This window comes from Rhizobium sp. LjRoot254, assembly GCF_964254105.1.
Classification (GTDB): Bacteria; Pseudomonadota; Alphaproteobacteria; order Rhizobiales; family Rhizobiaceae; genus Rhizobium_E.
This window is the reverse complement of the sequence record NZ_CAXUSM020000001.1, coordinates 4,579,547-4,606,160: the sequence shown is the minus strand read 5'-3', so window position 1 is coordinate 4,606,160 and position 26,614 is coordinate 4,579,547. Positions and strand designations below refer to the sequence as shown.

At 62.0% G+C, this 26,614-nt stretch carries 24 protein-coding genes; 5 read left to right on the top strand and 19 right to left on the bottom strand.

Features of this window, described 5'->3' with window-relative positions; all coding sequences use genetic code 11:
- Positions 1 to 5: 5 nt before the first annotated feature.
- The 13 genes from ACSQ26_RS22760 to ACSQ26_RS22700 all read right to left on the bottom strand — a co-directional run bounded on the left by ACSQ26_RS22760 (position 6) and on the right by ACSQ26_RS22700 (position 14,216).
- A complete protein-coding gene (locus ACSQ26_RS22760; RefSeq protein WP_436012925.1) occupies positions 6 to 938 on the bottom strand; it encodes an ABC transporter ATP-binding protein in 933 nt (310 codons plus the stop codon).
- Positions 935 to 1,576, bottom strand: coding sequence for an ABC transporter permease (locus tag ACSQ26_RS22755; protein WP_436012923.1), 642 nt, complete (start codon positions 1,574 to 1,576; stop codon positions 935 to 937). The genes ACSQ26_RS22760 and ACSQ26_RS22755 overlap by 4 nt, the downstream gene beginning before the upstream one ends.
- 10 nt (positions 1,577 to 1,586) lie before the next feature.
- Positions 1,587 to 2,204: an ABC transporter permease gene (locus tag ACSQ26_RS22750; protein ID WP_258159596.1), complete on the bottom strand. Its 618-nt coding sequence runs from the start codon at positions 2,202 to 2,204 to the stop codon at positions 1,587 to 1,589.
- 93 nt (positions 2,205 to 2,297) lie between these two features.
- Positions 2,298 to 3,170 (bottom strand): glycine betaine ABC transporter substrate-binding protein, encoded by an 873-nt coding sequence (locus ACSQ26_RS22745; protein WP_436012920.1) that lies wholly within the window; start codon positions 3,168 to 3,170, stop codon positions 2,298 to 2,300.
- Between the two features lie 315 nt (positions 3,171 to 3,485).
- On the bottom strand, positions 3,486 to 5,387 hold the full coding sequence (locus ACSQ26_RS22740) for an AMP-binding protein (RefSeq protein WP_436012918.1): 1,902 nt from the start codon (positions 5,385 to 5,387) through the stop codon (positions 3,486 to 3,488).
- 27 nt (positions 5,388 to 5,414) lie between these two features.
- On the bottom strand, positions 5,415 to 6,596 hold the full coding sequence (locus ACSQ26_RS22735; RefSeq protein WP_436012916.1) for an acetyl-CoA C-acyltransferase family protein: 1,182 nt from the start codon (positions 6,594 to 6,596) through the stop codon (positions 5,415 to 5,417).
- A 40-nt stretch (positions 6,597 to 6,636) separates the two neighbouring features.
- Entirely contained in the window at positions 6,637 to 7,410 is a 774-nt protein-coding gene (locus tag ACSQ26_RS22730) for an enoyl-CoA hydratase-related protein (protein ID WP_436012915.1), read from the bottom strand.
- Complete coding sequence (locus ACSQ26_RS22725) at positions 7,403 to 7,999, bottom strand: 2-hydroxychromene-2-carboxylate isomerase (RefSeq protein WP_436012913.1); 597 nt, start codon at positions 7,997 to 7,999, stop codon at positions 7,403 to 7,405. Before ACSQ26_RS22725 ends, ACSQ26_RS22730 begins: the two co-directional genes overlap by 8 nt.
- 10 nt (positions 8,000 to 8,009) lie before the next feature.
- Positions 8,010 to 9,617: an acyl-CoA carboxylase subunit beta gene (locus tag ACSQ26_RS22720; protein ID WP_436012911.1), complete on the bottom strand. Its 1,608-nt coding sequence runs from the start codon at positions 9,615 to 9,617 to the stop codon at positions 8,010 to 8,012.
- Position 9,618: 1 nt separating this feature from the next.
- Positions 9,619 to 10,125: a biotin/lipoyl-containing protein gene (locus ACSQ26_RS22715; protein WP_436012909.1), complete on the bottom strand. Its 507-nt coding sequence runs from the start codon at positions 10,123 to 10,125 to the stop codon at positions 9,619 to 9,621.
- A gap of 2 nt (positions 10,126 to 10,127) precedes the next feature.
- The gene (locus ACSQ26_RS22710; protein WP_436012907.1) at positions 10,128 to 11,618 is read right to left on the bottom strand and encodes an acetyl-CoA carboxylase biotin carboxylase subunit; all 1,491 of its coding nucleotides are present in this window, start codon (positions 11,616 to 11,618) and stop codon (positions 10,128 to 10,130) included.
- Positions 11,615 to 13,429, bottom strand: a complete 1,815-nt coding sequence (locus tag ACSQ26_RS22705; RefSeq protein WP_436012905.1) for an acyclic terpene utilization AtuA family protein — start codon at positions 13,427 to 13,429, stop codon at positions 11,615 to 11,617. The genes ACSQ26_RS22710 and ACSQ26_RS22705 overlap by 4 nt, the downstream gene beginning before the upstream one ends.
- A gap of 4 nt (positions 13,430 to 13,433) precedes the next feature.
- Entirely contained in the window at positions 13,434 to 14,216 is a 783-nt protein-coding gene (locus ACSQ26_RS22700; RefSeq protein WP_436012903.1) for an enoyl-CoA hydratase-related protein, read from the bottom strand.
- A 293-nt stretch (positions 14,217 to 14,509) separates the two neighbouring features.
- Here ACSQ26_RS22700 and ACSQ26_RS22695 point away from each other — a divergent pair, with 293 nt between their 5' ends.
- Genes ACSQ26_RS22695 through ACSQ26_RS22675 form a run of 5 tightly spaced genes read left to right on the top strand, consistent with a single transcriptional unit; the run spans position 14,510 to position 18,542 of the window.
- Positions 14,510 to 15,724: an acyl-CoA dehydrogenase family protein gene (locus tag ACSQ26_RS22695; RefSeq protein ID WP_436012901.1), complete on the top strand. Its 1,215-nt coding sequence runs from the start codon at positions 14,510 to 14,512 to the stop codon at positions 15,722 to 15,724.
- Positions 15,717 to 16,565: an SDR family oxidoreductase gene (locus ACSQ26_RS22690; protein ID WP_436012899.1), complete on the top strand. Its 849-nt coding sequence runs from the start codon at positions 15,717 to 15,719 to the stop codon at positions 16,563 to 16,565. The genes ACSQ26_RS22695 and ACSQ26_RS22690 overlap by 8 nt, the downstream gene beginning before the upstream one ends.
- 16 nt (positions 16,566 to 16,581) lie before the next feature.
- Positions 16,582 to 17,580 (top strand): NADPH:quinone oxidoreductase family protein, encoded by a 999-nt coding sequence (locus tag ACSQ26_RS22685; RefSeq protein WP_436012897.1) that lies wholly within the window; start codon positions 16,582 to 16,584, stop codon positions 17,578 to 17,580.
- On the top strand, positions 17,577 to 18,095 hold the full coding sequence (locus ACSQ26_RS22680) for a VOC family protein (protein WP_436012895.1): 519 nt from the start codon (positions 17,577 to 17,579) through the stop codon (positions 18,093 to 18,095). The genes ACSQ26_RS22685 and ACSQ26_RS22680 overlap by 4 nt, the downstream gene beginning before the upstream one ends.
- 3 nt (positions 18,096 to 18,098) lie before the next feature.
- Positions 18,099 to 18,542 (top strand): PaaI family thioesterase, encoded by a 444-nt coding sequence (locus ACSQ26_RS22675; protein WP_436012893.1) that lies wholly within the window; start codon positions 18,099 to 18,101, stop codon positions 18,540 to 18,542.
- 6 nt (positions 18,543 to 18,548) lie between these two features.
- Here the strand turns inward: ACSQ26_RS22675 and ACSQ26_RS22670 are convergent, their stop codons facing one another.
- The 6 genes from ACSQ26_RS22670 to ACSQ26_RS22645 all read right to left on the bottom strand — a co-directional run bounded on the left by ACSQ26_RS22670 (position 18,549) and on the right by ACSQ26_RS22645 (position 26,604).
- Entirely contained in the window at positions 18,549 to 20,045 is a 1,497-nt protein-coding gene (locus ACSQ26_RS22670; RefSeq protein ID WP_436012891.1) for a sugar ABC transporter ATP-binding protein, read from the bottom strand.
- The gene (locus tag ACSQ26_RS22665; RefSeq protein ID WP_436012889.1) at positions 20,045 to 21,142 is read right to left on the bottom strand and encodes a hypothetical protein; all 1,098 of its coding nucleotides are present in this window, start codon (positions 21,140 to 21,142) and stop codon (positions 20,045 to 20,047) included. The genes ACSQ26_RS22670 and ACSQ26_RS22665 overlap by 1 nt, the downstream gene beginning before the upstream one ends.
- Complete coding sequence (locus ACSQ26_RS22660) at positions 21,139 to 23,259, bottom strand: ABC transporter permease (protein WP_436012887.1); 2,121 nt, start codon at positions 23,257 to 23,259, stop codon at positions 21,139 to 21,141. The genes ACSQ26_RS22665 and ACSQ26_RS22660 overlap by 4 nt, the downstream gene beginning before the upstream one ends.
- A 74-nt stretch (positions 23,260 to 23,333) precedes the next feature.
- Complete coding sequence (locus ACSQ26_RS22655; RefSeq protein WP_436012885.1) at positions 23,334 to 24,356, bottom strand: sugar ABC transporter substrate-binding protein; 1,023 nt, start codon at positions 24,354 to 24,356, stop codon at positions 23,334 to 23,336.
- A 50-nt stretch (positions 24,357 to 24,406) separates the two neighbouring features.
- Complete coding sequence (locus ACSQ26_RS22650) at positions 24,407 to 25,375, bottom strand: ABC transporter permease (protein ID WP_436012883.1); 969 nt, start codon at positions 25,373 to 25,375, stop codon at positions 24,407 to 24,409.
- A 227-nt stretch (positions 25,376 to 25,602) separates the two neighbouring features.
- A complete protein-coding gene (locus tag ACSQ26_RS22645) occupies positions 25,603 to 26,604 on the bottom strand; it encodes a DUF7064 domain-containing protein (RefSeq protein WP_436012881.1) in 1,002 nt (333 codons plus the stop codon).
- Positions 26,605 to 26,614 lie beyond the last annotated feature (10 nt).

Genomic DNA, 26,614 nt, shown 5'->3' with positions numbered 1-26,614 from the left:
CCGGCTCACTTCGAAAAGATCGCGCTTCGCGTCAGTCGTCCAGTGGCAGCACCGGTCTCGTCGATCACCGCCAGTTCATCGCTATTGGCCGCGACCATCAGCGACAGCGCATCGCGCAAATTGACGCCGGCCTGTACAGTCGCAGCCGAATGCGACGAAACCCCGGCCTCCATCGCGTCGGCGACCGAAAATAGCCCCAGCCGCTTGATCGCCCGGTCGATGCCGACGAAATCGGCGACGAACTGGTCGACTGGACGCGACAGGATCGCGTCGGGCGTATCATATTGCACGATCTTGCCGGCGCGCATGATGGCGATGCGGTCGCCCAGCCTTATGGCCTCGTCGAGATCGTGGGTGACCAGCACGACGGTCTTCTTTACCCGGCTAAGGATCTGCTTGAATTCGTCCTGCAGCCGGGTCCGGGCGATCGGGTCGATGGCGCCGAAAGGCTCGTCCATCAACAGCACCGGCGGATCAGCCGCGAGTGCGCGGGCCACGCCGATGCGTTGGCGCTGGCCGCCCGAAAGCTGGCGTGGATAGCGGTTGAGGAATTCCTTCGGCTCCAGTCCGACGAGATGCAGCAGTTCCTCGTTACGCTTGGCGATCCTCGCCTTGTCCCAACCCAGCAGGTTGGGCACCGAAGCGATATTCTCGGCGATCGTCATATGCGGAAACAGTCCGACATTCTGGATGACGTAGCCGATATGCCGGCGCAGCTGCACGGGATCGCCCTTGGTGATCTCGGTTTCATTGACGAAGATCTTGCCGCTGGTCGGCTCGATAAGCCGGTTGATCATGCGCATGGTCGTGGTCTTGCCGCAGCCGGATGGGCCGATCAGAGCCACCGTCGAACCTTCGGGCACGACCATCGAGAGATCGTCGACCGAAGCAAAATCGGTGCCCTCGTAGCGCTTGGTCACGTTTTCCATACGGATCATGCGGCGGTTCTTTCTGCAAAGAGGATTTTCTCGGTGCGACCGAGGATGAATTCGGCCGAGAGCGCCAGAAGCGCGATGGGCACGGCGCCGACCAGCAACCGCGACATGTCCATGACGCTGATGCCGGTGGCGATGAAGTCGCCCAAGCCCCCGCCGCCGATGAAGGGCGCGAGCGTCGCACCCGCCAGCACCTGCACCGCCGCCGTCCGCGCGCCGGCGAACATGGCGGGTGCTGCGAGCGGAATGCGGATCCTGCGCAGCACCTCGCCCGTCGTCATGCCCATGCCGACCGCCGCCTCGATCGAATCGGGGTCGACGTCGCGCAGGCCGACATAGGCGTTGAGCAGGATCGGCGGCAGCGCCAGCACGGTCAGCGCCACGATCGAAGGCCAGAGCCCGATGCCGAGGAGCGGCAGCATGATGGCGAGGATCGCGAGACTCGGAACAGTGCGCAAGCCGTTGATCGTGTTGATCACGGCGAAAGCGAGGCCCTTGCGGTTGACGATCAGCACCGCCAGCGGCAGCGCAATGACGAGCGCAATCGCCAGCGAAATGCCCGACATGGTCAGGTGCTGGCCGAGCGCCCTGAGAAACGCAGTCTGGTTGTTGTAGATCCATTCGACGGCGGATGTCAGCATACCGGGCCCCTTACTGCCACCGGACCAGCAGCCGTTCGGCCCGGGTCAGCACAAGGTCGAAGAACACCGCCAGAAGTGCGGTCAGCAGGCCGCCGACCAGGATCTTCTCGGCATATTCCTGGTCGATGCCGATCAGGATGATCGTGCCCAGCCCGCCGCCATCGATGAAGGCGGCGATCGTGGCAATGCCGATCGTGGTGACCAGCGCAATCCGCGATCCCGACAGAATAAGTGGCATCGCCAGCGGCAATTCGATGCGGAACAGCCTCTGCCACTTGCTGTAGCCCATGCCGTCGGCAGCATCGAGCACATCGGGCGACACGCCGCGCAAGCCCGTCACGATGTTGCGCAGCAGGATCAGCAGGCAATAGGACGACAGGCCGACGATCGCCGGTTCCATGCCGAGCCCAAGGAATGGAATGAGCAACGCGAAAAGCGCCAGGCTCGGAATGACGAAAATGATGTTGGAGACGGTCAGCGCCACGGCATAGAGCCTCGGCCGGCGTGCACAGATGATGCCGAGAACCAGCGCGATTGCCAGCCCGATCAGCACCGAAGTCACCGATAGCAGAAGATGCTGCCACACGGCGAGCGCGATTTCGGGAATATGTTTGTGAGCCCAGCGCAATTGGCAAACATCCTGTTGGCACGGGAACATAACCGGCGAGGCTCGTGGAGCCTCGCCCGCATCTTATCGGTCGGATCGATCAGAAACGAAAGATCAGATGCCCTGTTGCTTCAGGAATTCGGCGGCGACGTCGGCCGGCTCTTCCTTGTCGCGCTCGACCTTGGCGTTCATCTCGCGCATGTTGTCGCTGGTCATCAAGGGGCTGACCTTATTGAGCACTTCCGCGATTTTCGGGTTCTTGGCGAGCGCATCCTGGCGGATGACCGGCACGAGGAAATAGGGAGGGAAGAGCGCCTTGTCGTCATCGAGGATCGTCAGCTTGTTCTCGGCGATCTGCCAGTCGGTGGTGAAGCCGTAAGAGACATCGAGATCCTTGTTCATCACCGCGCTATAGCGAATGCCGAGCTTGGCGAAGACCTTGAATTCCTTGAACTCGATGCCATAGACCTTCTTGAGGCCTGGCAGGCCGTCCTTGCGCTCGGAGAAACCGCCTTCGGCGCCGAATACCAGGTCCTTGGAGACCGGGCCGAGATCGGTCAGCGTCTTGAGCTTGTACTTCTCAGCCGTTTCCGGAAGCGTGATGATCGCATAGCCGTTGTTGATCTTGGTCGGCTCAAGCAGGGTCAGCTGCAGGTTCTTCTCGTAATAGTCCTTGACCTCACCATAGATCTTGTCGGCGGAACCCGACAGGTCGCCCTTGACGACGGCGGCCATCGCTGTGCCGGTATATTCCGGGTAGAAATCGATTTCGCCGGTGGTCAGCGCCGTCTGGGCAACCAGCGTGGCGCCGAGATTGAGATGGCGCTCGACTTCGATCCCGGCCTTTTCCAGCGCCTGCGCATAGATTTCGGCGGCGACGAACTGTTCGGTGAAGTTCTTACTGCCGATCTTGACGGCATCGGCAGCAAAGGCGGGAGCGGCGAGCGCCAGACCCAGGACGGTAGCGAAAACGGTGTTCAATTTCATTGGATGCCTCTCAACGTTAGATCCACGGATTTACTACAGCAGGAACATCGGGTGAGCGCGAATAAATCTACCAATTATGTAGATTATGGCGAAAAACAAAACTCCCGATGAGCCAGCATGGGTGAGGTCGTTTCCAAACTCACCATATCTGTGGGTCTATTGTCTAGACATATTCGTGTGACCGGTGTCGATCTCAAGTCTCTGCCATCCGCCGGCCGCCTTCAAGCGGGTCATGGCCTGCTCGCCTCGGCAATATACCGCGGTCAGGCGCTGGCGTCCGCTTCTCGATCTCCATCGGAGTATAGCCTGCCCCCATCAGCCGAGATGGGCCCGCAGCGCCGCCGAAATCTCGTCCAGCACGGTGGCATCCTCGATCGTCGCCGGCATTTTCCATTCCTCGCGGTCGGCGATCTTCTGCATCGTGCCGCGCAGGATTTTGCCAGAGCGCGTCTTCGGCAGCCTCTTGACGCAGATCGCCAGCTTGAAGGCGGCCACCGGCCCGATCTTCTCGCGTACCAGGCCCACGACCTCGCGGCTGACATCGGCGGTCTCGCGCGCGACGCCGGCCTTCAACACCACCAGCCCGACTGGCACCTGGCCCTTGAGATCGTCATGCACGCCGATGACAGCGCATTCCGCGACATCGGCATGGCTGGCTAGAACGTCCTCCATCTGGCCGGTAGAGAGGCGATGGCCGGCACAATTGATGATGTCGTCGGTCCGCGCCATGATGAAGACGTATCCGTCCTCATCGATAAACCCGCCATCTGCGGTCTTGTAGTAGCCCGGAAACTCATCAAGGCAGGCTTTCCGGAAGCGGTCGTCAGCGTTCCAGAAGGTTGCCAGACAGCCCGGAGGAAGCGGCAGCTTGACCACGATATTGCCGAGCTGGCCGCGTTCCACGGGATGGCCGGCATCGTCGAGGATTTCGACCTTGTAGCCCGGCATCGGCACCGACGAAGACCCGTGCTTCACGGGTAGAAGGCCAAGGCCGAGCGGATCGGCTGCAACCGGCCAGCCCGTCTCGGTCTGCCACCAGTGATCGATCACCGGCTTGCCGAGTATCCTTTCGGCCCATTTGAGGCTTTCGGTATCGGCGCGCTCGCCGGCGAGAAACAGTGCCCGTAGCGCGGCGAGATCGTAATTGCCGGCGAGCTTGCCCTCGGGATCCTCGCGCCGCATGGCACGGATCGCGGTGGGGGCGGTGAACATCGCTCTTACGCCATGTTCGCTGATTACCCGCCAGAAGGCTCCGGCATCCGGCGTGCCGACTGGTTTGCCCTCATAGAGGATCGTCGTGTTGCCGTTGAGAAGCGGGCCATAGACGATGTAGGAATGCCCGACCACCCAGCCGATGTCGGATGCCGCCCAATAGACCTCTCCCGGCGCCACGCCGAATATGTTCGGCATCGACCATGCGAGCGCGACCATATGCCCGCCATTGTCGCGCACCACGCCCTTCGGCTGGCCGGTCGTGCCCGACGTGTAGAGGATGTAAAGCGGGTCGGTTGCTTTCATCGGCACGCAGTGCACATGCGCGTTGCGGGCTTTTTGCTCTGCCACGGCGCTGGCGAAATCCACATCACGGCCATCGACGAGTTCGACGGGCCGGATCGCCCGCTGCAACATCAACACCCGCGAGGGCTTGGTCTTGGCCAGATCGATCGCGGCATCCACCAGCGGCTTGTAATCCACGATCCGCCCGGGCTCGATGCCGCAACTGGCCGTGACCATCAGCTTGGCGCTGGAATCGTCGATGCGGGTCGCGAGTTCCGCCGCTGCGAAACCGCCGAACACTACGGAATGAATCGCACCGATGCGGGCGCAGGCGAGCATGGTGAACACCGCCTCGGGCACCATCGGCATGTAGATGATCACCCGGTCGCCTTTCTCGACGCCTAGCGACTGCATGACTGCGGCAATCGCCTCGACTTCCCCAAGGGCCTGCGCATAGCTGTAGGACCGCTTGGTTCCGGTCATGGCGCTGTCGTAGATCAGTGCGGCCTGATCGGCCCGGCCGGCGGCGACGTGGCGATCGAGGCAGTTGTGGCAGGTATTGGTCACCGCATCCGGAAACCAGCGGCCGTAGACCCCGGCCGCGGGATCGAAAATCTGCTTCGGCGGCTCGAACCAGTCGATGGCTTCAGCCGCCTTGCGCCAGAAGCCCTCGGGATCGGCCTGCCAGTCTGCATAGGTCTCGAAATAGCGGCTCATCATCTTGTCCCTCCCAGGCGAAGCTGAAAATCACACACGTTCGATGGCAAGCGCAATACCCTGGCCGCCGCCAATGCACAGCGTGATCAGCGCCGTGCGTCCGGCGGTACGCTTCAGATAGTGCAGCGCCTTGATGGTCAGGATCGCACCGGTGGCGCCGACGGGATGGCCGAGCGCAATCGCCCCGCCATCCGGATTGGTCTTTTCAGGGTCGAATTCCAAGGCGCGGGACACGGCCAGCGCCTGCGCCGCAAAGGCCTCGTTGGATTCGACAACGTCGAAATCGCCGACGCGCAGGCCGGTCTTCTCCAGCAGCGCGCGGACGGCCGGGATCGGGCCGATCCCCATCTCGCCGGGTTCGACGCCGGCATGCGCGTAGCCGATGATGCGGGCGAGCGGCTTGAGGCCGTCGCGCTCCACCCGGCTTCCGCTTGCCAGCACAAGTGCAGCCGCGCCATCGTTGATGCCGGAAGCATTGCCTGCTGTGACCGAGCCATCCTTCTTGAACACGGTGCGCAGCTTGGCAAGTTCTTCGAGTGTCGTATCAGGCTTGTTGTGCTCGTCCGTATCGAAGCTGATCGTATTGCGACCCTTGCTGACCTCGACCGGCAGGATCTGCTCCTTGAAATGACCGGCTGCGATGGCCTTGGCTGCGCGCATCTGGCTCGAATAAGCGAACGCGTCCTGGTCCTCGCGGCTGATATTGTATTTCGCGGCGACATTCTCCGCCGTCACGCCCATGATGCCATTGCCGAACGGGTCGGTGAGAATGCCGGTCAGGACATCCACCACAGTGAAATCGCCCATCTTCTGGCCGAAGCGCGTCGGCTGCATATTGTGCGGCGACCGGCTCATCACCTCCGAACCGCCCGCCACGGCAATCTCCGCATCGCCCAGCATCACGCTTTGCGCCGCCGAGACGATCGCCTGCACGCCGCTGCCGCAGAGGCGATTGACATTCATCGCCGGCACCGATTTCGGAATGCCCGCATCGATCGCAGCCACGCGCGCCAGATAGGCATCGCGCGGCTCCGTGGGAATGACATTGCCGAACACAACATGCCCGACCTGATCGCCCGCGACCGATGCACGGCTGAGAGCCTCTGTCACCACCGCCGCGCCGAGTTTCGTCGGCGTCTCGCCGGCAAGCGCGCCGCCGAACGTACCGATCGCGGTGCGAACGCCCGAAAGGATGAAAACACTCTGTGTCATGGGTCGCCCCTCCAATATCTTGAAATGATCGCCCGGGCCGTCACGTGCCCGATTTGCGCGCGAAGAATGCCGCGATCTCTTTTTGAACCGCCTGGGACCGGCCTGCGATACCCTGCAAATCGCGCTCAAGTCCGAGCTGCTCGTCCATGCCGAAATCGGACGCGGCCGTCACCAGCCGCTTGGTCGCAGCCACCGCATCGGGGTCGAGGCCGGAGAGTTTCGTGGCAATCGTGATCGCCGCGTTCATCAGCAGGTCGTCGTCATGAACTTCCCAGACCAGCCCCCATTCTAGCGCCTTCGCGGCACTGATCCGGTCGCAGAGCAGCATCATCGGCATGGCGCGGGCGCGGCCGATGATCCGCGGCAGGAACAGCGTATTGCCCGCATCCGGCACCAGCGCGATATTGACGAAAGGCTCGTAGAAATACGCGGACTTTGCGACCAGCACGATATCGCCGGCAAGCGCCAGGCCGATCGCAGCACCCGCGCAGGGACCATTGACCGCCGTCACGATAGGCAGTCGGCTCTCCCGCATCGCCTTGATCAACGGATTGAAATGCGTCTCCAGCACATGGTCCAGTGCCGGCACTTCATTGGGCGTGATCTGCGCCAGATCATAGCCGGCGCCGAAGGCACGCCCGTTCCCTGTCAATATGACGGCACGGACATTCGCATCCGCCGATGCCTCCGCCAGCGCCGCGCGCAATTCGTCGGCCGTCTGGTCCCGGAACGCATTGAGGCGCGACGGCCGGTTGATCGTGATCGTCGCGATATGCCCGTTGATATCGAGCGTGACATCCTCATAATCAGCCATTGCGAAGTCTCCACTTGACCTGCGGCAGCCGGTCCGCCCCGAAGAATGGTTCGCCATCGACGAGGAAGAAAGGCGAGCCGATCACCTGGTCGGCGATGGCCTGATCGACGCGAGCGGCAAGCAGTTCCCGCCCACGCGGCGCGCTCATCGCCTCCTCAGCGGTCAGGCTATCGATTCCATGGCGTACTGCAATTTCGATGACATGATCCTTGTTAGCAATATCGCCGTCCTCCTGGAAGAACGACCGGAAAATGCCAAGGCCGAATTGTCGCGCCAATGCTTCATCCTGCTCCGCGATCGTCAGGTAAAGTCGCGTTGCCAGATGCGCCGATGCCGGCAACCGAGAGGGATGGCGGTAGGGCACGCCGAAATAGTCAGCCGAACGCCGCATGTCGGCGACGAGGTAATCCCGTTTTGCCGGCACATCCATCGGCGCCGATATACCGAGTTGCTTGAACACGGCCCATATCAGCACCGGCCGCCATTCGACCGTGCGGCCCGCCTCGCGGGCGATCTCCTCGATGCCATCGAGCGCGAAATACGCGTAGGGCGAGGCGAAATCCATGTAGAAGATGATCGGCGCGGCCATCGTTCCCGCCTCAGAACCGGAAGACGCCGTAGCCCGGATCCCCGAGCGGCGCGTTGAGCGATGCGGAGATCGCGACGCCCAACGCGTTGCGCGTATCGACCGGATCGATAATGCCATCGTCCCAGAGCTCCGACGTCGAATAATAGGACGACAGCTGTTCCTGGTAGGCCTTGCGGGTCGTCTCCCAGAGCTTGTCGATGTCCTCCCGGTTCACGGCGTCACCATTGCGCTTGAGCTGGTTGACCTTGATCTCGGCCAGCGTGTTGGCGGCCTGGTCGCCGCCCATCACGCCGATCTGGTGGTTGGGCCAGGTAAACAGCATCCGGCCATCGAAGGCGCGGCCGCACATGCCGTAATTGCCGGCGCCGAACGAGCCGTTGCACATCACCGTGAATTTCGGCACGCGGCTGCAGGATTGCGCCATGATCATCTTGGCGCCGTCCTTGGTGATGCCCTTGCGCTCGTATTCGCGGCCGATCATGTAGCCGGTGATGTTCTGCAGGAAGACGAGCGGCGTATTGTTCTGATTGCAGAGCTCGATGAAGTGCGCGCCCTTGAGCGAGGAATCGTTGAACAGCACGCCATTGTTGGCGAGTATGCCGACCTTGTAGCCCCAGATATTGGCATAGCCGCAGACAAGCGTGGTGCCATAGTTCGGCTGGTATTCATGGAACCGGCTGCCATCGACGATGCGGGCGATGATCTCGCGCATGTCGAACTGTTTCTTGATGTCGTCGGCGAGGATGCCGTAGATCTCCTGCGGATCGTAGGCCGGCTCCTCCGGCGTCTCGCGCTGGATGTTCCACTTCTCGGCCCGATCCCATTGGGACACGATCTCGCGGCCGATATGGATCGCTTCTTCCTCGGTCGCCGCGGGATAATCGACCGTGCCGGATACGCTCGTATGCATGTCGGCGCCGCCGAGTTCCTCGACCGTGACGTCCTCGCCGGTTGCGGCGCGCACCAGCGGCGGGCCGCCGAGAAACACGGCGCCGGTGCCGCGCACGATCACGCTGTAATCGGAGAGCGCCGGGATGTAGGCGCCGCCCGCCGTACAATGGCCGAAGACCAGCGCCAGTTGCTTGACGCCCATCTTCGACAGGATCGACTGGTTGCGGAAAATCCGCCCGGCCATGTACTTGTCCGGGAAGACCTCCGACTGCAATTGCAGGAAGCCGCCGCCAGAATCGCAGAGATGGATCACCGGCAGCCGGTTCTCGATGGCGATGTCCAGCGCGCGGACGATCTTCTTCGCCGTCAGCGGATACCAGGCGCCGCCCTTGATCGTCGAATCGTCGGCGCGGATCATCACCTCGCGGCCCGAAACGACGCCGATGCCCGCGATGCAGCTGGCCGATGGCGACTCGCCGTCATAAGCCATGTTGGCCGCAAGCGACGAGATCTCGAGAAATGGCGTGCCGGGGTCGAGCAGCTTCTCGATCCGCTGGCGCGGCGTCATCTTACCCTGTTTCTCAAGGCGGTCGAGATCGCGCTGCGGACGGCTGTGCCGCGCCTCTTCCTGCTTCCGCCTGAACTCGGCGACCAGCCCACGGTTATATTCGTCATTCCGGCGGAAGTCGGCGCTTGAGGTGCTGACGTTTGATTGAATGCGTCGCATGTTACTGCCCTTCTCCGGCCACGTCCTCGAAGCGGACGACAACCTCGTCCTTGTCGAAAGTTTCTCCCTCGGCGCGGAGGATCTCGGCGATCACACCATCTCGGGGCGCGGTCAGTGCCGTCTGCAATTTCATGCTCTCGATGGTCAGGATGGTTTCGCCACGCGTCACGCTGTCGCCGACGCTTTTCTGGATCGAAACCACCGATCCCGGCATTGGCGCGCGGATCTGGCTCTGGCTCGACCCGCCGCCCACAGCCTCCGAGCGCGGATCGACCAGCGTCACCTCGATCGTCCGGCCGTCGAAGCGGATGATCTGGCTCTTGGCGGTATGGGCGCGGGCGATGCGGAGCGGCTTGCCGCCGATCTCCAGCGTATGCCGGCCGCTATCGACGCTGCCGGGCTCGTTGACTTCGTGCTCGCGCCCATCGATGCGAATGACCAGATGCGGCCGCCGCCTGACGATCTCGACGATATGCCGTTCGCCTTCAAGATCGAGTTTGAAGGTCATTGTCAGTTTCTCCAGTAGCCGATTGAGGCATGCGGCTCGGGCAGACCGAAGGCGATGTCGCGGAATTCCTTGAAGCCGAGCGCCGCCGCGATCAGCGCCTTGTCGAGCTCCTCGGTGGTGAGCCTGGCCGTCGCGAGTTCGTCGGCATATTGCGGGATGAAGCCCGTATGTAGCTCGCCGGCCACGAATGCCGGATGGCCGATCACCCGGATCAGGTAGTCGGTGTTGGTCTTGACGCCGAGAATTTCCAGATCCTTCAGCGCCTCGATCGTGTTGGCGATTGCCGCGTTGCGATCGGCGCCATGCGCGACGAGCTTCGCCAGCATCGGATCGAAATCCGTCGTCACTTTCTGCCCGCTGTTGAGCGCGTTTTCGAAGCGCAGGTGCGGTCCCTCGGGCACGCCGAGATAATCGACCGAGCCGGTCTCCGGCATGAAATTGCTGTCCGGGTCCTCGGCGCAGATGCGGCATTCGATGGAATGCCCGTTGGCCCGCACCTGATCCTGTGTCACCGGCAGCCCGAAGCCGGCGGCGATCTCGATCTGTGCCTTGACCAGATCGAGCCCGGTGATCATCTCGGTCACGGGATGCTCGACCTGCAGGCGTGTGTTCATCTCGAGGAAGAAGAAGCGACCGTCGGCGCCGAGAATATATTCCACCGTGCCGGCATTCTTGTAGTTCGCGGCAGCTGCGAGGCGCACGGCAGAAGCGCAGATCTCGTCACGAAGGGCGGCCGGAAGGTTGGCCGCCGGCGCTTCCTCGATGATCTTCTGGAACCGCCGCTGCACCGAGCATTCGCGCTCCATCAGATGGATCGCGTTGCCCTTGCCATCGCCGAGCACCTGGACCTCGATATGCCTCGGCTTTTCGACATAGACTTCGGCATAGACGCGGCCGTCTTTGAAATAGCGCTGCGCCTCGCTTGCCGCGATGCGCGCGGCTTCCTTCAGTTGCGACGCCTCGCGCACGATGCTCATGCCTTTGCCGCCGCCGCCTGCCGCAGCCTTGATCAGCAGGGGGAAGCCGATTTTCTCGGCCGCCGCCGCGAAGGCATCGAGATCATCGGTCGGCATCACGGAGGGCGCCACCGGCACGCCGCGTTCCTCGGCGAAATTGCGGGCAGAAATCTTGTCGCCCATCAGGCTGATCGTACCCGCCGAAGGGCCGATGAAGGTTATGCCCGCATCGGCGACCGCCTGGGCAAAGCCGGCATTCTCCGAAAGGAAGCCATACCCGGGATGGATGGCATCGGCGCCGCAGCGAAGTGCCGCCGCGATGATCTGCGGCCCATCGAGATGTGCCGCGACAGGAGAGGCGCCTTCCAACTCTATCGCTTCGGATGCCAGCCGTACATGCTTCGCCCGCTTCTCCACCCGATGATGGATCGCGACCGAAGCAATGCCCAGTTCATCAAGCGTGCGGATGACGCGCACCGCGATCTCGCCGCGATTGGCGATGAGGATTTTCTTGAATGGCAAGGCCCGAGCAGTCATGCTGATACTTTCCGTCCGTTCCGCTGGCGACTGTCCTCAAGCAGGCGGGCCGGCACCGCGACCGGCATGTCCATGAGGATCTGGGCCAGCGCCTTGCCTTGCGGATCGTTGCGCAGCGATGCCACGCCGCCGCCGCCAAGCGCGTTTTCCAACACGAAATTGAAGCCGTTGAGGCCCGGCCACTCGAAGCGCGTGACCTTGCCGCGCAGGATGTGCTTGAAATACTGGGCCACGGCCTGTTCGGTGAGCGCGCGGCGGATCACGGGCACGAACTTCTCGTCTCGCGCGATGATGCCGATATTCGCCGTATCGCCCTTGTCGCCGCTGCGGCCATGGGCGATACGGATCAGCGGCACGTTCGCGACCGCTCCTGCGGGGATTTCGTGAGTCTGAACTGGATGTTCGGCAAGGGCCGCGCTGGCTTCTGCACCGGACTGATAGATTGCAATCACGTGCGTTTCATCAGCGAACAGGATGCGAGCTTCGACATCCGACTTGTCGGTCAGGAACGAGAACAGCCGGATCACCGGCTGCGGTTCCGGCCGCCCGCCGGCAAAACCGGTCAGCCCCTGCGCCATGGCCGTTGCTGCGGGATAGATTTCCCGGCCGAAAATCTGCAATGCGTCCTTCGAGCCATGCCGCACGGCGATGCGAAGAGTAACCTCGCGGGCGTCACCATGGGCGGCCTGCGCGCCATAGCTGAATTCACTGCCGATCACCTCGAAGGCGCTTTCGGTGAAATCCGCAAGGCCCGCCTCCTGCATCAGCCGCGACGAACGCTTCAGGATCGCCCGGCCCACCGCCTCGGCCTTGGCCACGGCCTCGCGGCCGGCGATCATCATGGTTGCGGCGGAGCGATAGCCGTCGGCATAGGTCGCGCAGACCTTGTACGTACTGGTCGGCGCGCGACCCTTGGCGCCCATCACGCGCACCCGGTCCGGACCGCTCGCTGTCAGCGTCACCATCGAGAAATCGCAGGTCACATCAGGCAGCAGGTAGCTCCGGGGATCTCCGACCTCGTAGACGATCTGTTCGGCCACGGTCTCGGGCGTCACCGCACCACCGGTCCCGGCGGGCTTGGTGATCTCGAACGTTCCGTCCGCACGGCATTCGGCGATCGGAAAACCCATCCGGTCCCAGTCTTCGGCGACGTCACGCCAGTCGGTGAGCACGCCGCCGGTGGTCTGCGCCCCGCATTCGATGATGTGGCCGGCAAGGCTGCCGGCAGCGAGCAGGTCGAAATCCTCTTGCCTCCAGCCGAATTCATGGATCAGCGGGCCGAGCACGACGGCCGAATCCACGCAGCGCCCGGTCAGCACGATATCGGCGCCGAGATCGAGCGCGCGGGCGATCGGGAAGGCGCCGAGATAGGCATTGACGCTAGTGAGTTTCCCCGGCATCGGCTCGCCGGAAAACATTTCCGTCACGCCACGCGCCTGGAACTCCCCGGCCCGATCGGTCAGGTCGTCGCCCAGCACCACTGCCACGCTGAGATCAACGCCCAATTCCTTGAACAACGCGACAAGCGCATCGCGGCAGGCCTCGGGATTGACGCCGCCGGCATTGGTCACCACGCGGATTTTCTTCGCCTTGATCTCCGCCGCGAGCGGCTTCATCACCATCGTGACGAAATCCGTCGCATAGCCGAGCTCCGGCTTCCTGGCCTTCATCCGGGTCAGGATCGACATGGTGATCTCGGCGAGATAATCCATGACGAGGTAATCGACGCCGGCTTTCACGAGTTGCTCGGGCCCCTCGGGACTGTCGCCCCAGAAGCCCGCGCCGCAACCGATCTTGACGATGCTCTTCAAGGCTCTACTCCGCCGTCCAGTTGGGTGCACGCTTTTCGTTGAAGGCCGCAAAACCTTCTTTCGCGTCTGCGGTGCGCGCCATGTTGACCAGCATGAACTGCGCATATTCGAGCGCGTGCGCCATGCTCATTTCCCTGACATTGCGAAGCCCCTGCTTGCCGAGCCGGATGCCGGTGGGCGATTTGCCGGTGACGCGATCGAGCAGCCAGTTGGTCTTGGCATCGAGTTCCGCGCCTGGCACCGCGTAATTGATGATGCCTGCCGCTTTGGCCTCCGCGCCCGTGATCGGCTCGCCGGTCAGGCAGAGTTCCATCAGCAGGCGGTTGGGCAGGTTGCGCAGCAGGAAGGGCAGGATCATCATCGGAAACAGGCCGACCTTGACCTCGGAAACGCCGAGCAGCGCATCCTCGCGCGCCACGACGAGATCGCAGGCGCAGAGCAGGCCGAAGCCGCCCGCAAGCGCATGGCCATTGATCCGCCCGATGATCGGCAGCGAGCACCGCTCCATCCGCGTCAGCAGGCCTGCCACATAATGTCTGGGATTGGCCGGATCGATGGTGAAAGGTGTCCCGTCGGCAGCCGGCTGCAGGTCGCCGCCGGCGCAGAATGCCTTTTCACCCGCGCCGGTCAGCACCACGGCGCGGATTTCGCGATTGGCTTCAGCGTCGTCCAGCGCCGATATGATCGCGGACGCCACGCTCTCGTTCAGCGCATTCCGCCGCTCTTCGCGGTCGATTATGATCGACAGGACGGCGCCGTTGCGCTCTGTTCTGACCGGAACCTTCAAGATGATCCTCCAGGACTATAGCCGAAAGCCTCGCTCCGGCTCGACTTTTCGTTTCGGGAGATAATGATTGCAATTCATCAAAGCTGTCAAGGCATGCGTTGAATTTCCATCGTCGGAAGATCAAGAGTTTTGATATTGCGGGAAATTCCTATGAAAACATTGATATTTTTTTAGTTTCTGGTTTCCGGTTTTCGATATTGACGAATTAGATGAAAACGGTTCATTATCGTTACGCAAGCCACCCGAAAGACCGCCAGCGGATTTCGGCGAGCACCGGAAGGCAGGGAGGAACCATGACTGCCAGTCTCAAGAACGATTTCGCCGCATCGGCGTTCGACCTGACGCCCGACCAGCAGGAGATACTGGACCAAGCCGACAAGTTCGCGCACGGCGAGCTCTATCCCCTCTCCGAGCGGATGGATAACGAGGAGTGGTGGCCGGAACATGCCTTTCCCAAGATCGGCGACGCCGGCTATTTCGGCGTCACGGTGCCCGAGGAATATGGCGGCGTCGGGCTCGACCTCGTCTCCGCCGGCCTCGTGCTGCAGGGTTTTTCACGCTGGAACCATGCGATGGCGCTCGCCGTCGTCGCACATGACAATCTCTGCGCCAACAATATCTACCGCAACGGCAACGAGGAGCAGCGGCGCAAATACCTGCCCGGCCTGTGCTCGGGCCGCAAGATCGGTGCGCTGGGCCTGACCGAGCCCGGCGCCGGCTCGGATGCGCTCGGCTCGATGCGTACCACAGCCCGGCGCGACGGCGACCACTATGTGCTGAACGGCTCGAAGATCTACATCACCAACGGTCCTGTCGCCGATGTCCTGCTGGTCTACGCCAAGACCGACAAGGACAGGGGCGCGCATGGAATTTCCGCCTTCATCGTCGAGAAGGATTATCCCGGCTTCAAGGTGGCGCAGAAGCTGATCAAGATGGGCTATCGCGGCAGCCAGACGGCCGAGCTGGTGTTCGAAGATTGCCGCGTGCCGGCCGAAAATCTTGTCGGCGGCGAGAATCGCGGTGTGTCCGTGGTCATGAGCGGTCTCGATCTCGAGCGTGCGATGATTTCGCCGCTCTGCCTCGGTATCGCTGAGCGCGCGCTGGAACTCTCGATCGATTACGCACAGACGCGCCAGCAGTTCGGCAAGCCTATCGGCTCGTTCCAGATGGTCCAATCCATGCTCGCCGAGATGTATGTGCTCGTCGAGACCATGCGCAGCTTCACCTATAAGACGCTTGCCGCCGCAGCACCGCTGGAGATCGGCGAGGGCGGGCGCGGCGATATCCACATGCTGACGGCGGCTTCGGTGATGTATGCCGCCAATTCCGTCAACGCGGTGCTCGACAAGGCGGTCCAGATCCATGGCGGATCGGGCTATATCTGGGAATCGGAGATCAACCGGCTGTTCCGCTCGACCAAGCTTCTGGAGATCGGCGCCGGCACGACGGAGGTCCGCAAGATGATCATTGCGGGCGAGCTCCTGAAAGGAATGAAGCGCAATGGCTGAGAAGGAATTCGGCCTAGACGACGATGCCCTCGCGATCCACCCCACCGTCTATGGCCCGGAGGCATTCAAGGGCAAGATAGTGCTCATATCGGGCGGCGCCGGGGGCATCGGTCGTGCGACCGCCTGGCTGCTCGGCCGCCTCGGCGCCCGGATCATCATTGCCGGCCGCAATGAAGCCAAGCTCGCTTCCGCTGTCGAGGCGATGACCGCGCGCGGGCTGGATGTCACCTCGCAGGTGGTCGAGATCAGGGAACCGGATAGCGTCGCGGCACTCTATGCGGCAATCGCCAAGTCCGGCGGCTTCGATATCCTGATCAACAGCGCGGGCGGACAGTTCCCGCAGGCCGCGATCGATTTCTCGGTCAAGGGCTGGAACACTGTCGTCAATACAAACCTCAACGGCACCTGGCACATGATGCAGGGCGCGGCACGGCATTGGCGCGACACCGGCCGGCCCGGCAGCATCGTCACCATTGTCGTCGTCACCGGCCACGGATTGCATGGCGTGGCGCATACGATTGCCGCGCGCGCCGGCGTCATCGGACTTTCCCGGGCGCTGGCTGTGGAATGGGCCCCGCATAACATTCGGGTCAACTGCATCGCGCCCGGCGTTATCGAAACGCCGGGCTGGAAAGTCTATGACGAAAAGGCGGTCGAGGCCTATCCGAAGTCCAACCCCATGATGCGCAACGGCACGACCTGGGACGTGGCCGAAGCCTGTGCCTATCTCGGCGGCCCGGCGGCGGCCTATGTCACCGGCGAAGTGGTGCATGTCGCGGGCGGCGCCCAATTGTGGGGTGAGACCTGGACGATCGACAAGCCGGATTACTTCAAGGTGTGACGCATCGGGGAACAAGATGAAAGCCATCCTCAGTCGTATCGCCGGTGGTCCGGAGACGCTCACGATCGAGGAGATCGATGAACCGGTTGCCGGTCCCGGCCAGATCGTGGTGTCGGTCGCGGCAGTCGGCGCCAACTTCCCGGATTCATTGATTATCTCCGATCGCTACCAGCATAAGCCGCAGCGCCCGTTCTCGCCCGGCGGCGAGATTTCGGGAGTGGTCTCGGCGGTCGGCGCTGGTGTCGAGGACTTCCAAGTCGGTGACCGTGTACTCGCAATGATCATCTGGGGCGGGCTTGCCGAGAAGGTGGCAGTCGATGCCTGGCGCTGCTCTGGGATACCCGATGCCATGCCTTTCGATGAGGCCGCAGCATTCATCCTGACTTATGGCACGTCCTATCACGCGCTGGTCGATCGTGCGCGATTGCAGCCGGGCGAGACCTTGCTGGTGCTCGGCGCCTCGGGGGGCGTCGGGCTGGCGGCGGTGGAGATCGGAAAAGCGCTTGGCGCGCGGGTCATCGCGGCAGCCTCGACGGACGAGAAGGTGGCGCTCGCGATTGAGCGCGGCGCGGCGGACGGCGTCGTCTACGGGTCAGATCCGGACGACCCGACGGAGCAAAGGGCGCTTGCGGCGAAATTCAAGACCGTCTGCGGCGAAGGTGGATTTGATGTGATCTACGATCCGGTCGGCGGCGGTTATTCGGAGCCTGCCCTGCGCAGCATCGCCTGGCTCGGCCGCTATCTCGTGGTCGGCTTTCCTGCCGGCATCGCCAAGATCCCGCTCAACCTGCCGCTTCTCAAAGGGTGCGATATACTTGGCGTCTTCTGGGGCTCGGCGATGGAACGCGATCCCGTACGGCATTGCACGGCGGTAGAGGAACTCTTCGCGCTTTATGCCGAGGGCAAGGTGCGGCCCACGATTTCGAAACACTACCCGTTCGAAGAAAGCGCGCAGGCCATCATCGACCTCGCCTCCCGCAAGGCGACCGGCAAGCTGGTGATAACCATTCCATGACGGACGCGCCCGCACTTCATGGCAATGATCAGCGGGCGAGCGAGCTCCAGAACGTCCAGCGCTTCTTCCACATCAATGTGAACTGCTCGAATTTCGATGCCTCGCTCGCCTTCTACCAAAGGCTGGGCTTCAAGGTCGTGCTGGAATTCGACGAGGAGATGACCTTTGGCGAGACGGGCCTCGGCCCCATCCTTCGCCTGCCGGATGATTGCGATGGACGCGCGGCACTTCTCGCCCTCGGCGACCAGCCGGGCGCCCTTCGCCTCGACCTGATCGAATGGAAAAACCCCATGGTGAACGATGGGCCAGCTCCGAATCTCGCGCGACAGGGTTTCGGCCGCATTTGCCTGAAAGTGCTCGACACGGACCGACTCCATCACGATCTGGTCGATGCTGGCCACATGCCCTACACGCCGCCGAGTCGGATCCAGCTTGCCGGTTCCGACATCAAGATATTTTGCGTCGATGACCCGGATGGCGTGGTCCTCGAATTCATGGAATTTATCAAGGATTAGCCGATGATCGCCCGCAATGAACCATTGCCCTCCCATGCCGAGACCGAAGCCTATCTCGCAAAGAATGGCTGGTCGATCATCCACATCTCCCCGTTCTCGGACGTCGTGGGGCCAGCCTGGAAGCGCGATGGCGAGCATCGCTTCGCCTTCGTCATGAAGGAGAAACACGACAATTCGCTCGGCCGTGCGCATGGCGGCATGATCATGAGCTTCTGCGACGATGGTCTGGGCGTGACCGCACGCGTGCCGCATCCGGGCAAGCATCTCCTGACCATAAGCTTCGAGTGCAAGTTCATCTCAGGCCCGAAGCTCGGCGAACTTGTGGAGCTTCAGTGCGAGATCGTCAAGGCGACGACCACGCTCTCCTTCGTTCGCGGCACCTGCATGGTCGGCAGCCGGATCGTCGCCGATGCCTCCGGCATCTGGAAGGCCGTCTCACGGCCGTGACCTTCGTCAGTGCACCGCCGCATACATGATCTTGTCCTCGGTCGCCTCCTCCGGCGCGAATTCCTCGACCACGCGGCCGGACCGGCAGACGAGGATCCGGTCCGAAATGTTGAGGATCTCCGGCAGGTAGGACGAGATCACCACGACCGCGAGGCCCTCGTCGGCGAGCTTGTTGATGAACTGGTGGATTTCCGCGATGGCGCCGACATCGACGCCGCGCGTCGGTTCGTCGAAGATGATGATCTTCGGCTTTTGCACCAGTGATTTCGAGATCACCACCTTCTGCTGGTTGCCGCCTGAGAGCTCGATGACGCGCGCGTTGCTGTTGATGGCGCGGATATTGAGCGTCTTCGTCCACTCGTCGGCAAGCGTCTTCATCTCCGTCATGCTGACCACGGCACCCTTGCTCTGGCCCGCCGCGAGCGAACCCATATGCAGGTTCTCGGCGATCGTCATGGTCTCGAAGAAACCCTCGATCTTGCGGTCCTCGGTGACATAGACGATGCCGTCCCGCACCGCCTGCCGCGGCACCCGGTAGCGCACTGCCTTGTCGCGCAGATGGATCTCGCCGCCATTGAAGAAATTGCGCTTCACCACGCCCGCGATGATCTTCGCCGTCTCCGTCCGGCCTGATCCGATCAGCCCGAACATGCCGGTGATCTGCCCGGAATAGATCGAGAACGAGGTGTTCCTGACAATGTTGCCCATAGACAGGTTCTGCACGCTCAGCACCTTGTCGCCCACCTCGCGTGCGCCGCTGCCGCTGTGCTTGCGGTAGAGCGCATTCGAAAGCGAGCGCCCGACCATCGCGCGGATGATCTTGTCGCGGTCGAAGGCGGAGGTTACGTCGCTCGCCACCAGTTCGCCATCGCGCAAGATGGTGATCCGGTCGGCGATGGCGAGCGCCTCCTCGATCGCATGCGAGATGAAGATGATCGACACGCCGCGCTGCTTCAGCCGGGCGATCAGCGCGAAGAAGTGGTGCTTCTCCTCGGGCGTCAGCGACGCCGTGGGCTCGTCGAAAATGATGACCCGGACATTCTTGCGCACCGCGCGCGCGATCTCGACCATCTGCTTGTGAGCGGCGCCGAGGCCGGAGACGATCGCGGTTGGGTTGACATTGAAATTCAGCGACTGGAGGAAGGTCTGCGCCGCGATATTGAGGCCGCGAATGCGGTTGAACAGCTTCTCGTCGCCGAGATAGAGGTTCTGCGCCACGGTCATCGAGGGCACCAGGCTGGTTTCCTGGAACACCATGGCGACGCCGCTGTCGAGCGCCTCGGACGGCGTGTTGAATGTCACCGGCTTGCCGTCGAACAGCATTTCACCCGATGTCGGCTGGGTCACGCCGCACATCATTTTCGTCAGCGTCGATTTGCCTGCGCCGTTCTCGCCGAGGAGAGCATGGACCTCGCCCGGCTGCAGGGTGAAGCTGACCCTGGTTACGGCGGGAACGCTGCGATATTCCTTGGTGACTTCGCGCATTTCGATCAAGTTCTGCATCAGTGCTCTCCCAATTGGTCGCGCGCGACGCTTCTGGCATGGGGATCGAGCAGCAGGATCGCATCGCCACCTTTGCTGGCGACGAGGAGGCCCGCCGGCGTTTCCGCGCATTGGGTCACCCCGTGGCGGGTCCCGTCGGCGCGGCTGTGATAGCCCATGGTTGGACGGAACTGCCTGTCGAGGCGAGCGACCAGCCCATAGGAGCGCGATGGCGCCCAGGGCTTCAGCATGCCGAAATGTTTTTGCGCGCCGCCCTGCAATGGTTCGAGGAAGGTGGCCGATGGCTTCAATGTCGGCGCCGCCCAGTATTCCGGCGGCACTTCCGTCATCATGCGGCGCAGGAATTCCGGCTCGCGCTGGATGAATTCGATGATCTGGTTGCGTGGCGCGAAGATCGCCAGCCAATAGCCGCCATCCGCGGCTGGCGTGATGCGGGCCGGATAGCCCGGCAGGTCGTCGAGAATCGGCGTGAAGGCCGAACCTTCGCCGACGATCACCAGCCGATTGCGCCAGCTTTCGGACGCCACCAGTTTCCCATCAGGCGTCACCACGATGCCATAGGGCCAGGCGAGCTTGTCAGCCACGCGCTTCGCCTCGCCGGTTTTCAGGTTAATGCGCTGCACGGTGCCCGTGGAACCGCGCTGCATCAGGTCGTGCTTCCATTCGTCGGCTGAACGGCTGGTCGAGCCCTGCGTGATTGCCAGCTCCGTCTCCGAGATGAAGGCCATCGCCGTGACGCAACGAATACGTGGCAGCTTGCCGGTCTCGCCAGACTCGATGCGGATTTCACCGTCTGCCAGGGCAACCGCAAGCGCGCCGTTCGGAGACAGCGAGATGGCGGTGATGTCGCTGGCATATTCGTGGGCGACAGTGGTTGTCTTGGCCAATACGTCGAGACTCAGCACCTGCCGTCCAGCGGCAATGAACGTCCTCTTGCCGTTCGTTGCGATGTCATCGGGCGCCGTGATGTCGAGGAGAACAGGCGCTTCCTCCAACAGCCGGTTCGGACGAAGCGCGCCATCCATCGGCGGCACGGTCACGGCGGCTTCGCCGGCGCCGCGGAAATTGTCCCAGGTTCGTTTCAACGCTCCAATCACGCCGGCGTCCCCCAATATTCCCTGAACGAGGTCCAGTTCGGGTCGGCGCCCGCGATTGCGATCCGGCCCACCCGGTTGTTGTAGATGCCCCCCAGATAAAGGTAGCCCTTATGCTCGCGGATCGACGTGATCATCGGATGGTTGTCTCCAGCACGGTCCCACAGCACGTCGAGGATGTTGCCTGATGCATCGAACTTGATCACGCAGCCGGTGTTCATGTTGGGATAGAGCCAGTCGTCGCGACCGACCTTCTGCACCATACGGCGGCGGAAGTCCGGCATGCGCAGCGCCAGATCGAAGACCGGCGAACGCATGCCGCAGAGCGCGCACCAGTAATTACCGTCCGATGAGCGGTTGATATTGTCGGGATAGCCCGGCAGGTTTTCGATGATCACTTCGCTCATGCCCTTCTTGGGGCCGTCGAAATACCAGCGGGTGATCCGGCAGCCCCAGGTCTCGGCGTAAAGCAGCGATTGCCCGTTCTTCTCGACGCAGATGCCGTTCGGAAGCTGCAGGCTCGGCAGGACGGTACGCGAGGAGTCATCTTTGGGATCGTAGCAGATGATGCGGCCGTTGCCGCGCGCTTCCAGCCCGTCGATCACCCAGTCGTACATTTCGTAGCGGATCGTCGCCTCGGAGAAGAACACCCGTCCATCCGGCGCGATATCGAGATCGTCGGCAAGGCGCAGGCGGGAATCGTCGATCACCGACAGGAATGTCCGGTTGGTCTCGTCGGAGAGCTTGGTCACTTCGCCGCTTGGCGAGATCCGGAACAGGCCCATGCCGCCGACGCAGGTGTGAAGATTACCCTCTCTGTCGAATGCCAGGCCGAGCGGATGGCCGCCGATATGCGCAAAGACTTCCGAACGCGTATAGTCGGGCGCAAACAGCCGCATGATATCGCCGTGCCGGCTGCCGCAATACATGTTGTCGTTCAGGTCGAACGTCATGTCCTCCGGGCCGTCGAGCACGCCGAGGCCGATCGCCTGCGCGCCGTGCAGCTTGTCGTTCAGCGCATAGTCCGAGCCGGAGCCCTCGGCCGTGGCCGGCAGCGGCGGCAACTTGAAATAGGTCGGCGAGACATAGGCGCGGGCGAGCAGCTTGTGGCGGTTCTTGAGCCAGCGCACATCGATGGCGACGGCGAGCAGCAATATGCCGCCGAGGATCAGCGAACTGGCGCCGCTGGTCAGGCCCATGCGGATAAGACTGTTCTGCACCAGCAGGATGATGACGGCGCCGAGCATCGCCTTGACCACCGAACCACGGCCGCCGCCCAGGCTGATGCCACCGAGCACAACCGCTGTCAGCATCGTCACTTCAAGCCCTTTTCCGACATCCGTTCCAGCGCTTGACAGCCGTGCCGCGTAAAAGGTCGATGACAACCCGGTCAGCACGCCCGACAGCACATAGGTGATGCAGACCGTGCGTTTGACCTTGATGCCCGCATTGTAGGCCGAGCGGCGCGAACCGCCCACCGCCATCACGTGCCAGCCGAATTTCATGCGCGTGAGAACGATATGACCGGCGATGGCGATGAATACCGCGACGAACAGGCTGGATGGGATGCCGAAAACACTGCCGATGGCCATGAATTCCCAGCTGGCCGAGGCGTTGAAACCGCTGCTGATGACCTGGCCGTAGTCCAGGAGACCCTGCTCCACGACGGCACGAACGATGATCAGCGTGACAAGCGTGGTCAGGAATGCGCGCATGCCGAGATAGCCGATCAGCAGGCCGTTGACGAGCCCGATCAAGCCGCCCAGCAGCATGATGGCAGGAATGCCGATCGCAAGATTGAGTTCCATCGAGTTGATCAGCATCAGCGCCGCAAGATTGCACAGTGCGAATGTCGAGCCGACGGAAAGATCGATGCCGCCCGCCATCATGACGAAGGTGATGCCGATGATTATGATGAGATACTCGCCGTAAATCTGGGCGATGTCGGACAGATTGGATCCGGCCAGCCATCCAGGCAGTTCAATGCTGAAGAACGTCAGCACCGCCGCAAGAAAGACGACCGGTATCAGGGTGTCGATCCAGGTCTTCGCAAGGATTTCGCCGACGACGTGATCGGGAACAAGCCGATAGCGCCAGCGTGTCCAGGTTTCCGAGGCCATGAATAAACTCCGAGGTCAATTAAGAAACGGCCAGCACACTCTCCGATGCTGGCCTGCTTTAAGCATTGCTCTCGTCAGCCGCCGCTGGCCTTCATCTCATCCAGCGACCAGCAGGACGTCGCTGTAAGGTTGTCCTTGGTGATGATTTTCAGCGGGGTATAGAGCGCGAAGGGGGCACTTCCCGGCGCCGGCTTGGTCTCGAGTAGGATTTTCACGGCAGCATTGAGATCCCGTGCCTGGCCTGGAACATCATACGAGATATAGACATCGAAGCCGCCGTTCTCGACATTCTTGCAAGCCGCGTCCCGAGTTCCGCCGCCCGATGACACGAAGTAGATCTGGTCCTGCATGTTGGCTTCCCGGATCGCTGCCGCGGTACCGGTGTCCTGGCCGTCCCATACGCCGAGAATTCCGCAGAGATCGGGATTCTGCTTGAGAATCGTCGACGTGATCGCCTTGGCCTTTGCCGGATCGAAGTCCGCCGACTGCTTGGCGACGATCTGGATTTCCGGATGCTGCGCGAAGACATCGTCGAATGCCATATTGCCGATGACGATCGTCGGCGTTGCTGCCTGGCCGGTCACGATGGCGATCTTGCCGTTCTTGCCGGAATCCTTGCCGCATGCCTTGACGACGGCCTCGGCCTGCTGACGGCCGAGGTCGTACCAGTCGGCGCCAACATAGGCATCGCCATTGGTGATCGACTTCAGATTGACCTGAATGACATTGATGCCTGCCTTCATCGCCTTCGGCACTAGGCGATTGTAGGCCTGCTGGTCGAGCGGATGGAGTATCAGCACATCGGGTTTGTCGGCGATGAAGCCGTTCACCGCCTGAACGCCGGCTTCGACGTTCCAGTTCGGGTCGCGGATGTCAACGGTGTAGCCAAGCGCCTTGGCCTGGTTCTGCATGCCGGCATTCCAGCCTTCGGTCAGGTCGAAACCCATCGATAGAGGCACGAAGGCGACGCGCTTGCCCTTGAGTGCTTCATAATAGGCCTTCGACTGGCCGTCGTCATAAGGGTCGGCCATGACAGGTGAAAGCGATGCTGCAAGCGTAATCGTAGCCGCGAATGCGGTCGTTAAAAGCTTTCTCATGAAAGTCCTCCACTCGTTGAGTTAGCATTGGTGTCATGGGTATCGATCGCTCAGATATCTCCATGTTGGGCAGTCTGTTCGTCACGCGGGTTGAGCAGCGTGTCCACGACGATCGCAGCCAGGAGAATCACGCTCTTCAGGATGTTCTGCATCGTGTAGGTCAGGTTCATGATCGTCATGCCGTTGAGAAGAATGCCGATCAGCAGCGTGCCCACCACGACATTGCGGATGCCGCCCTTTCCTCCCGAAAGACCGATACCGCCGAGCACCACGACGAGAATGACATCGTAGACCATGGTGGAGAGTGCCACGCGCGTGTTCATGCCCGACACCGCGGTGGCCATCACGATCCCGGCGATCAGCGCGATGACCGAGATCAGGACATATTGAACAACCATCATCGGCCGGGTCGGGATACCTGTGATCCGCGCCGTCAGAGGGTTGTCGCCCATGCCGTAAATGAAGCGACCGGGCTTGAGATAGCGCAGGAACAGGTAGGCAAGCAGGCCGATCACCGCGAAGACGATCACCGGCATCGGCACATCAAGCACCCGGCCGCTGCCAAGCAGAAACAACCAGCCGCTGACATCGTCGATATAAACCGCATCGATCGGCACGAGGATCGACTTGCCGAAACCATAGACCACGATGCCCATGGCAAGCGTCGCGAAGATCGCGGGAATTTCGACATAGGCGATCAGGATGCCATTGACGATGCCGACCAGCGCCGCAAAGCCGAGCGCCAGCAGGAAGGCGAGCGATATCGGCATGCCGTTGTTATAAAGCGTCAGCATCCAGGCGACCGACATGCCCATCGTCGAAACCATCGACAGGTCGATGCCGCGCCCGATGATCGCCAGCGCCATGCCGATGCCGAGAATGCCGAGGATCGATACATTCTGGACCAGCGAGAGCAGGTTGGAAGGCTGCCAGAAGCCGTTCAGCGTCACCGAGAAGATGACGAAAAGCACGACGGCGATGGCAAAGACGATCCGCTCCTGATTGAGCTGGTGAAGCATTCCAAGATCCTCCCGGCGAGCGGCTTTTCCTCCCGCCTCTCACAAATGAACTATATTCACTGTTCTCCAAAATTGTCAACGAACAAGCCGTTGAGCGATTGGACTTTTATTGCAGATTTCTCCCTGAAATCCCGTTCATTTTCACTGCATTAGCTCAGCGTGCGTCCACGATAACATAAATGAACGTCACTCATCAAAGGCGCTCATTTGTGGCGAGCCGATTCCCGTCAGAGCGGATAGCCCGCCAGAAGGTCATTCTCGATGCGTTCGATATATTCGGTCATGCCGTAACCCTCTCTGTCGTCCCAGGTGAACCGCGTGAAGCCCTCGGCGATCCGCGAAACGAGAATGTCGTCGCCGGCCTTCCTGCGGTTGCGAAGCGGCGCGAGATTGATGATTTCGGCGCCGATAACAGCCGTCCGCTTTGCCGTGCGGAGCCCGATCTTCACACGCGACGGATCGGCCCTGTCGGTCCAATCGGTCACCACATCCATGTCGACAATTTCCTCATAGGCGCCGTCGACCAGCAGTACGCCTTCGCGGCGCGATGAACCGTTGGCATCCGTGATCTTGAGCAGCATGAAGCCGTCGCCATTGGTGAAATTGCCGATGAACAGCCGGTAGCAATAAATTGCCTGCCAGTAGCGCGGCCCCCAGGAATGGTCGCGCCAGCCACGGCCGTCGATCTCCCAGCGCTCGGCGCCGACTTCGATAAAGCCTTTGGCGCGGCCGTGCTGGTTGAAATGGCCGAGCGAGAAATCGCGCCCATACATGGTCTCGACCTGATCGTTAGCCGGTTCGCCGCCACGGACCGGTGATTCCGCCACATGCACCCAGTGCGCATGGGCGGGCAGGCGCTGGCCGTTGGCAAACAGCGTCTGCGGATCGCGCAACTGGTCGGGATCCTCGGCAATGATCACGTCGCCGCGATAGGTCATGCCGACGCTTTTCAGGGGATCGACGACTTCATAGGTGATCCCGCCAGCCTCGAGCCTGTCGTTCTTCTCGATCCTCGGCCGCTGGAACTGGCAGGCGATGCGGCCATCGGGAAGGTAAAGGCAGACCGAGAGTTCGGCATGGCCCTCGTTCACCCGGTTGCCGAGCCGCATCCAGCCGCCGACGGGGGAGGCGGAGTTGAAGGCGTTGGTATAGACGCTTTCGTTGAAATTGACCGACTGGTCCGGCTGGTGCGGGAACTCGTGCTCCGGGCGCATGATGTACTTGTTCACGTCAAATCTC

Bases quoted from the DNA above. Each gene is read 5' to 3' on its own strand.
- ACSQ26_RS22730 (WP_436012915.1), bottom strand. From the start codon at position 7,410: ATGGCTGATTATGAGGATGTCACGCTCGATATCAACGGGCATATCGCG.
- ACSQ26_RS22735 (WP_436012916.1), bottom strand. From the start codon at position 6,596: ATGACACAGAGTGTTTTCATCCTTTCGGGCGTTCGCACCGCGATCGGT.
- ACSQ26_RS22715 (WP_436012909.1), bottom strand. From the start codon at position 10,125: ATGACCTTCAAACTCGATCTTGAAGGCGAACGGCATATCGTCGAGATC.
- ACSQ26_RS22740 (WP_436012918.1), bottom strand. From the start codon at position 5,387: ATGATGAGCCGCTATTTCGAGACCTATGCAGACTGGCAGGCCGATCCC.
- ACSQ26_RS22655 (WP_436012885.1), bottom strand. From the start codon at position 24,356: ATGAGAAAGCTTTTAACGACCGCATTCGCGGCTACGATTACGCTTGCA.
- ACSQ26_RS22760 (WP_436012925.1), bottom strand. From the start codon at position 938: ATGATCCGTATGGAAAACGTGACCAAGCGCTACGAGGGCACCGATTTT.
- ACSQ26_RS22660 (WP_436012887.1), bottom strand. From the start codon at position 23,259: ATGGCCTCGGAAACCTGGACACGCTGGCGCTATCGGCTTGTTCCCGAT.
- ACSQ26_RS22685 (WP_436012897.1), top strand. From the start codon at position 16,582: ATGAAAGCCATCCTCAGTCGTATCGCCGGTGGTCCGGAGACGCTCACG.
- ACSQ26_RS22675 (WP_436012893.1), top strand. From the start codon at position 18,099: ATGATCGCCCGCAATGAACCATTGCCCTCCCATGCCGAGACCGAAGCC.
- ACSQ26_RS22755 (WP_436012923.1), bottom strand. From the start codon at position 1,576: ATGCTGACATCCGCCGTCGAATGGATCTACAACAACCAGACTGCGTTT.
- ACSQ26_RS22670 (WP_436012891.1), bottom strand. From the start codon at position 20,045: ATGCAGAACTTGATCGAAATGCGCGAAGTCACCAAGGAATATCGCAGC.
- ACSQ26_RS22710 (WP_436012907.1), bottom strand. From the start codon at position 11,618: ATGACTGCTCGGGCCTTGCCATTCAAGAAAATCCTCATCGCCAATCGC.
- ACSQ26_RS22745 (WP_436012920.1), bottom strand. From the start codon at position 3,170: ATGAAATTGAACACCGTTTTCGCTACCGTCCTGGGTCTGGCGCTCGCC.
- ACSQ26_RS22680 (WP_436012895.1), top strand. From the start codon at position 17,577: ATGACGGACGCGCCCGCACTTCATGGCAATGATCAGCGGGCGAGCGAG.
- ACSQ26_RS22695 (WP_436012901.1), top strand. From the start codon at position 14,510: ATGACTGCCAGTCTCAAGAACGATTTCGCCGCATCGGCGTTCGACCTG.
- ACSQ26_RS22650 (WP_436012883.1), bottom strand. From the start codon at position 25,375: ATGCTTCACCAGCTCAATCAGGAGCGGATCGTCTTTGCCATCGCCGTC.
- ACSQ26_RS22690 (WP_436012899.1), top strand. From the start codon at position 15,717: ATGGCTGAGAAGGAATTCGGCCTAGACGACGATGCCCTCGCGATCCAC.
- ACSQ26_RS22725 (WP_436012913.1), bottom strand. From the start codon at position 7,999: ATGGCCGCGCCGATCATCTTCTACATGGATTTCGCCTCGCCCTACGCG.
- ACSQ26_RS22720 (WP_436012911.1), bottom strand. From the start codon at position 9,617: ATGCGACGCATTCAATCAAACGTCAGCACCTCAAGCGCCGACTTCCGC.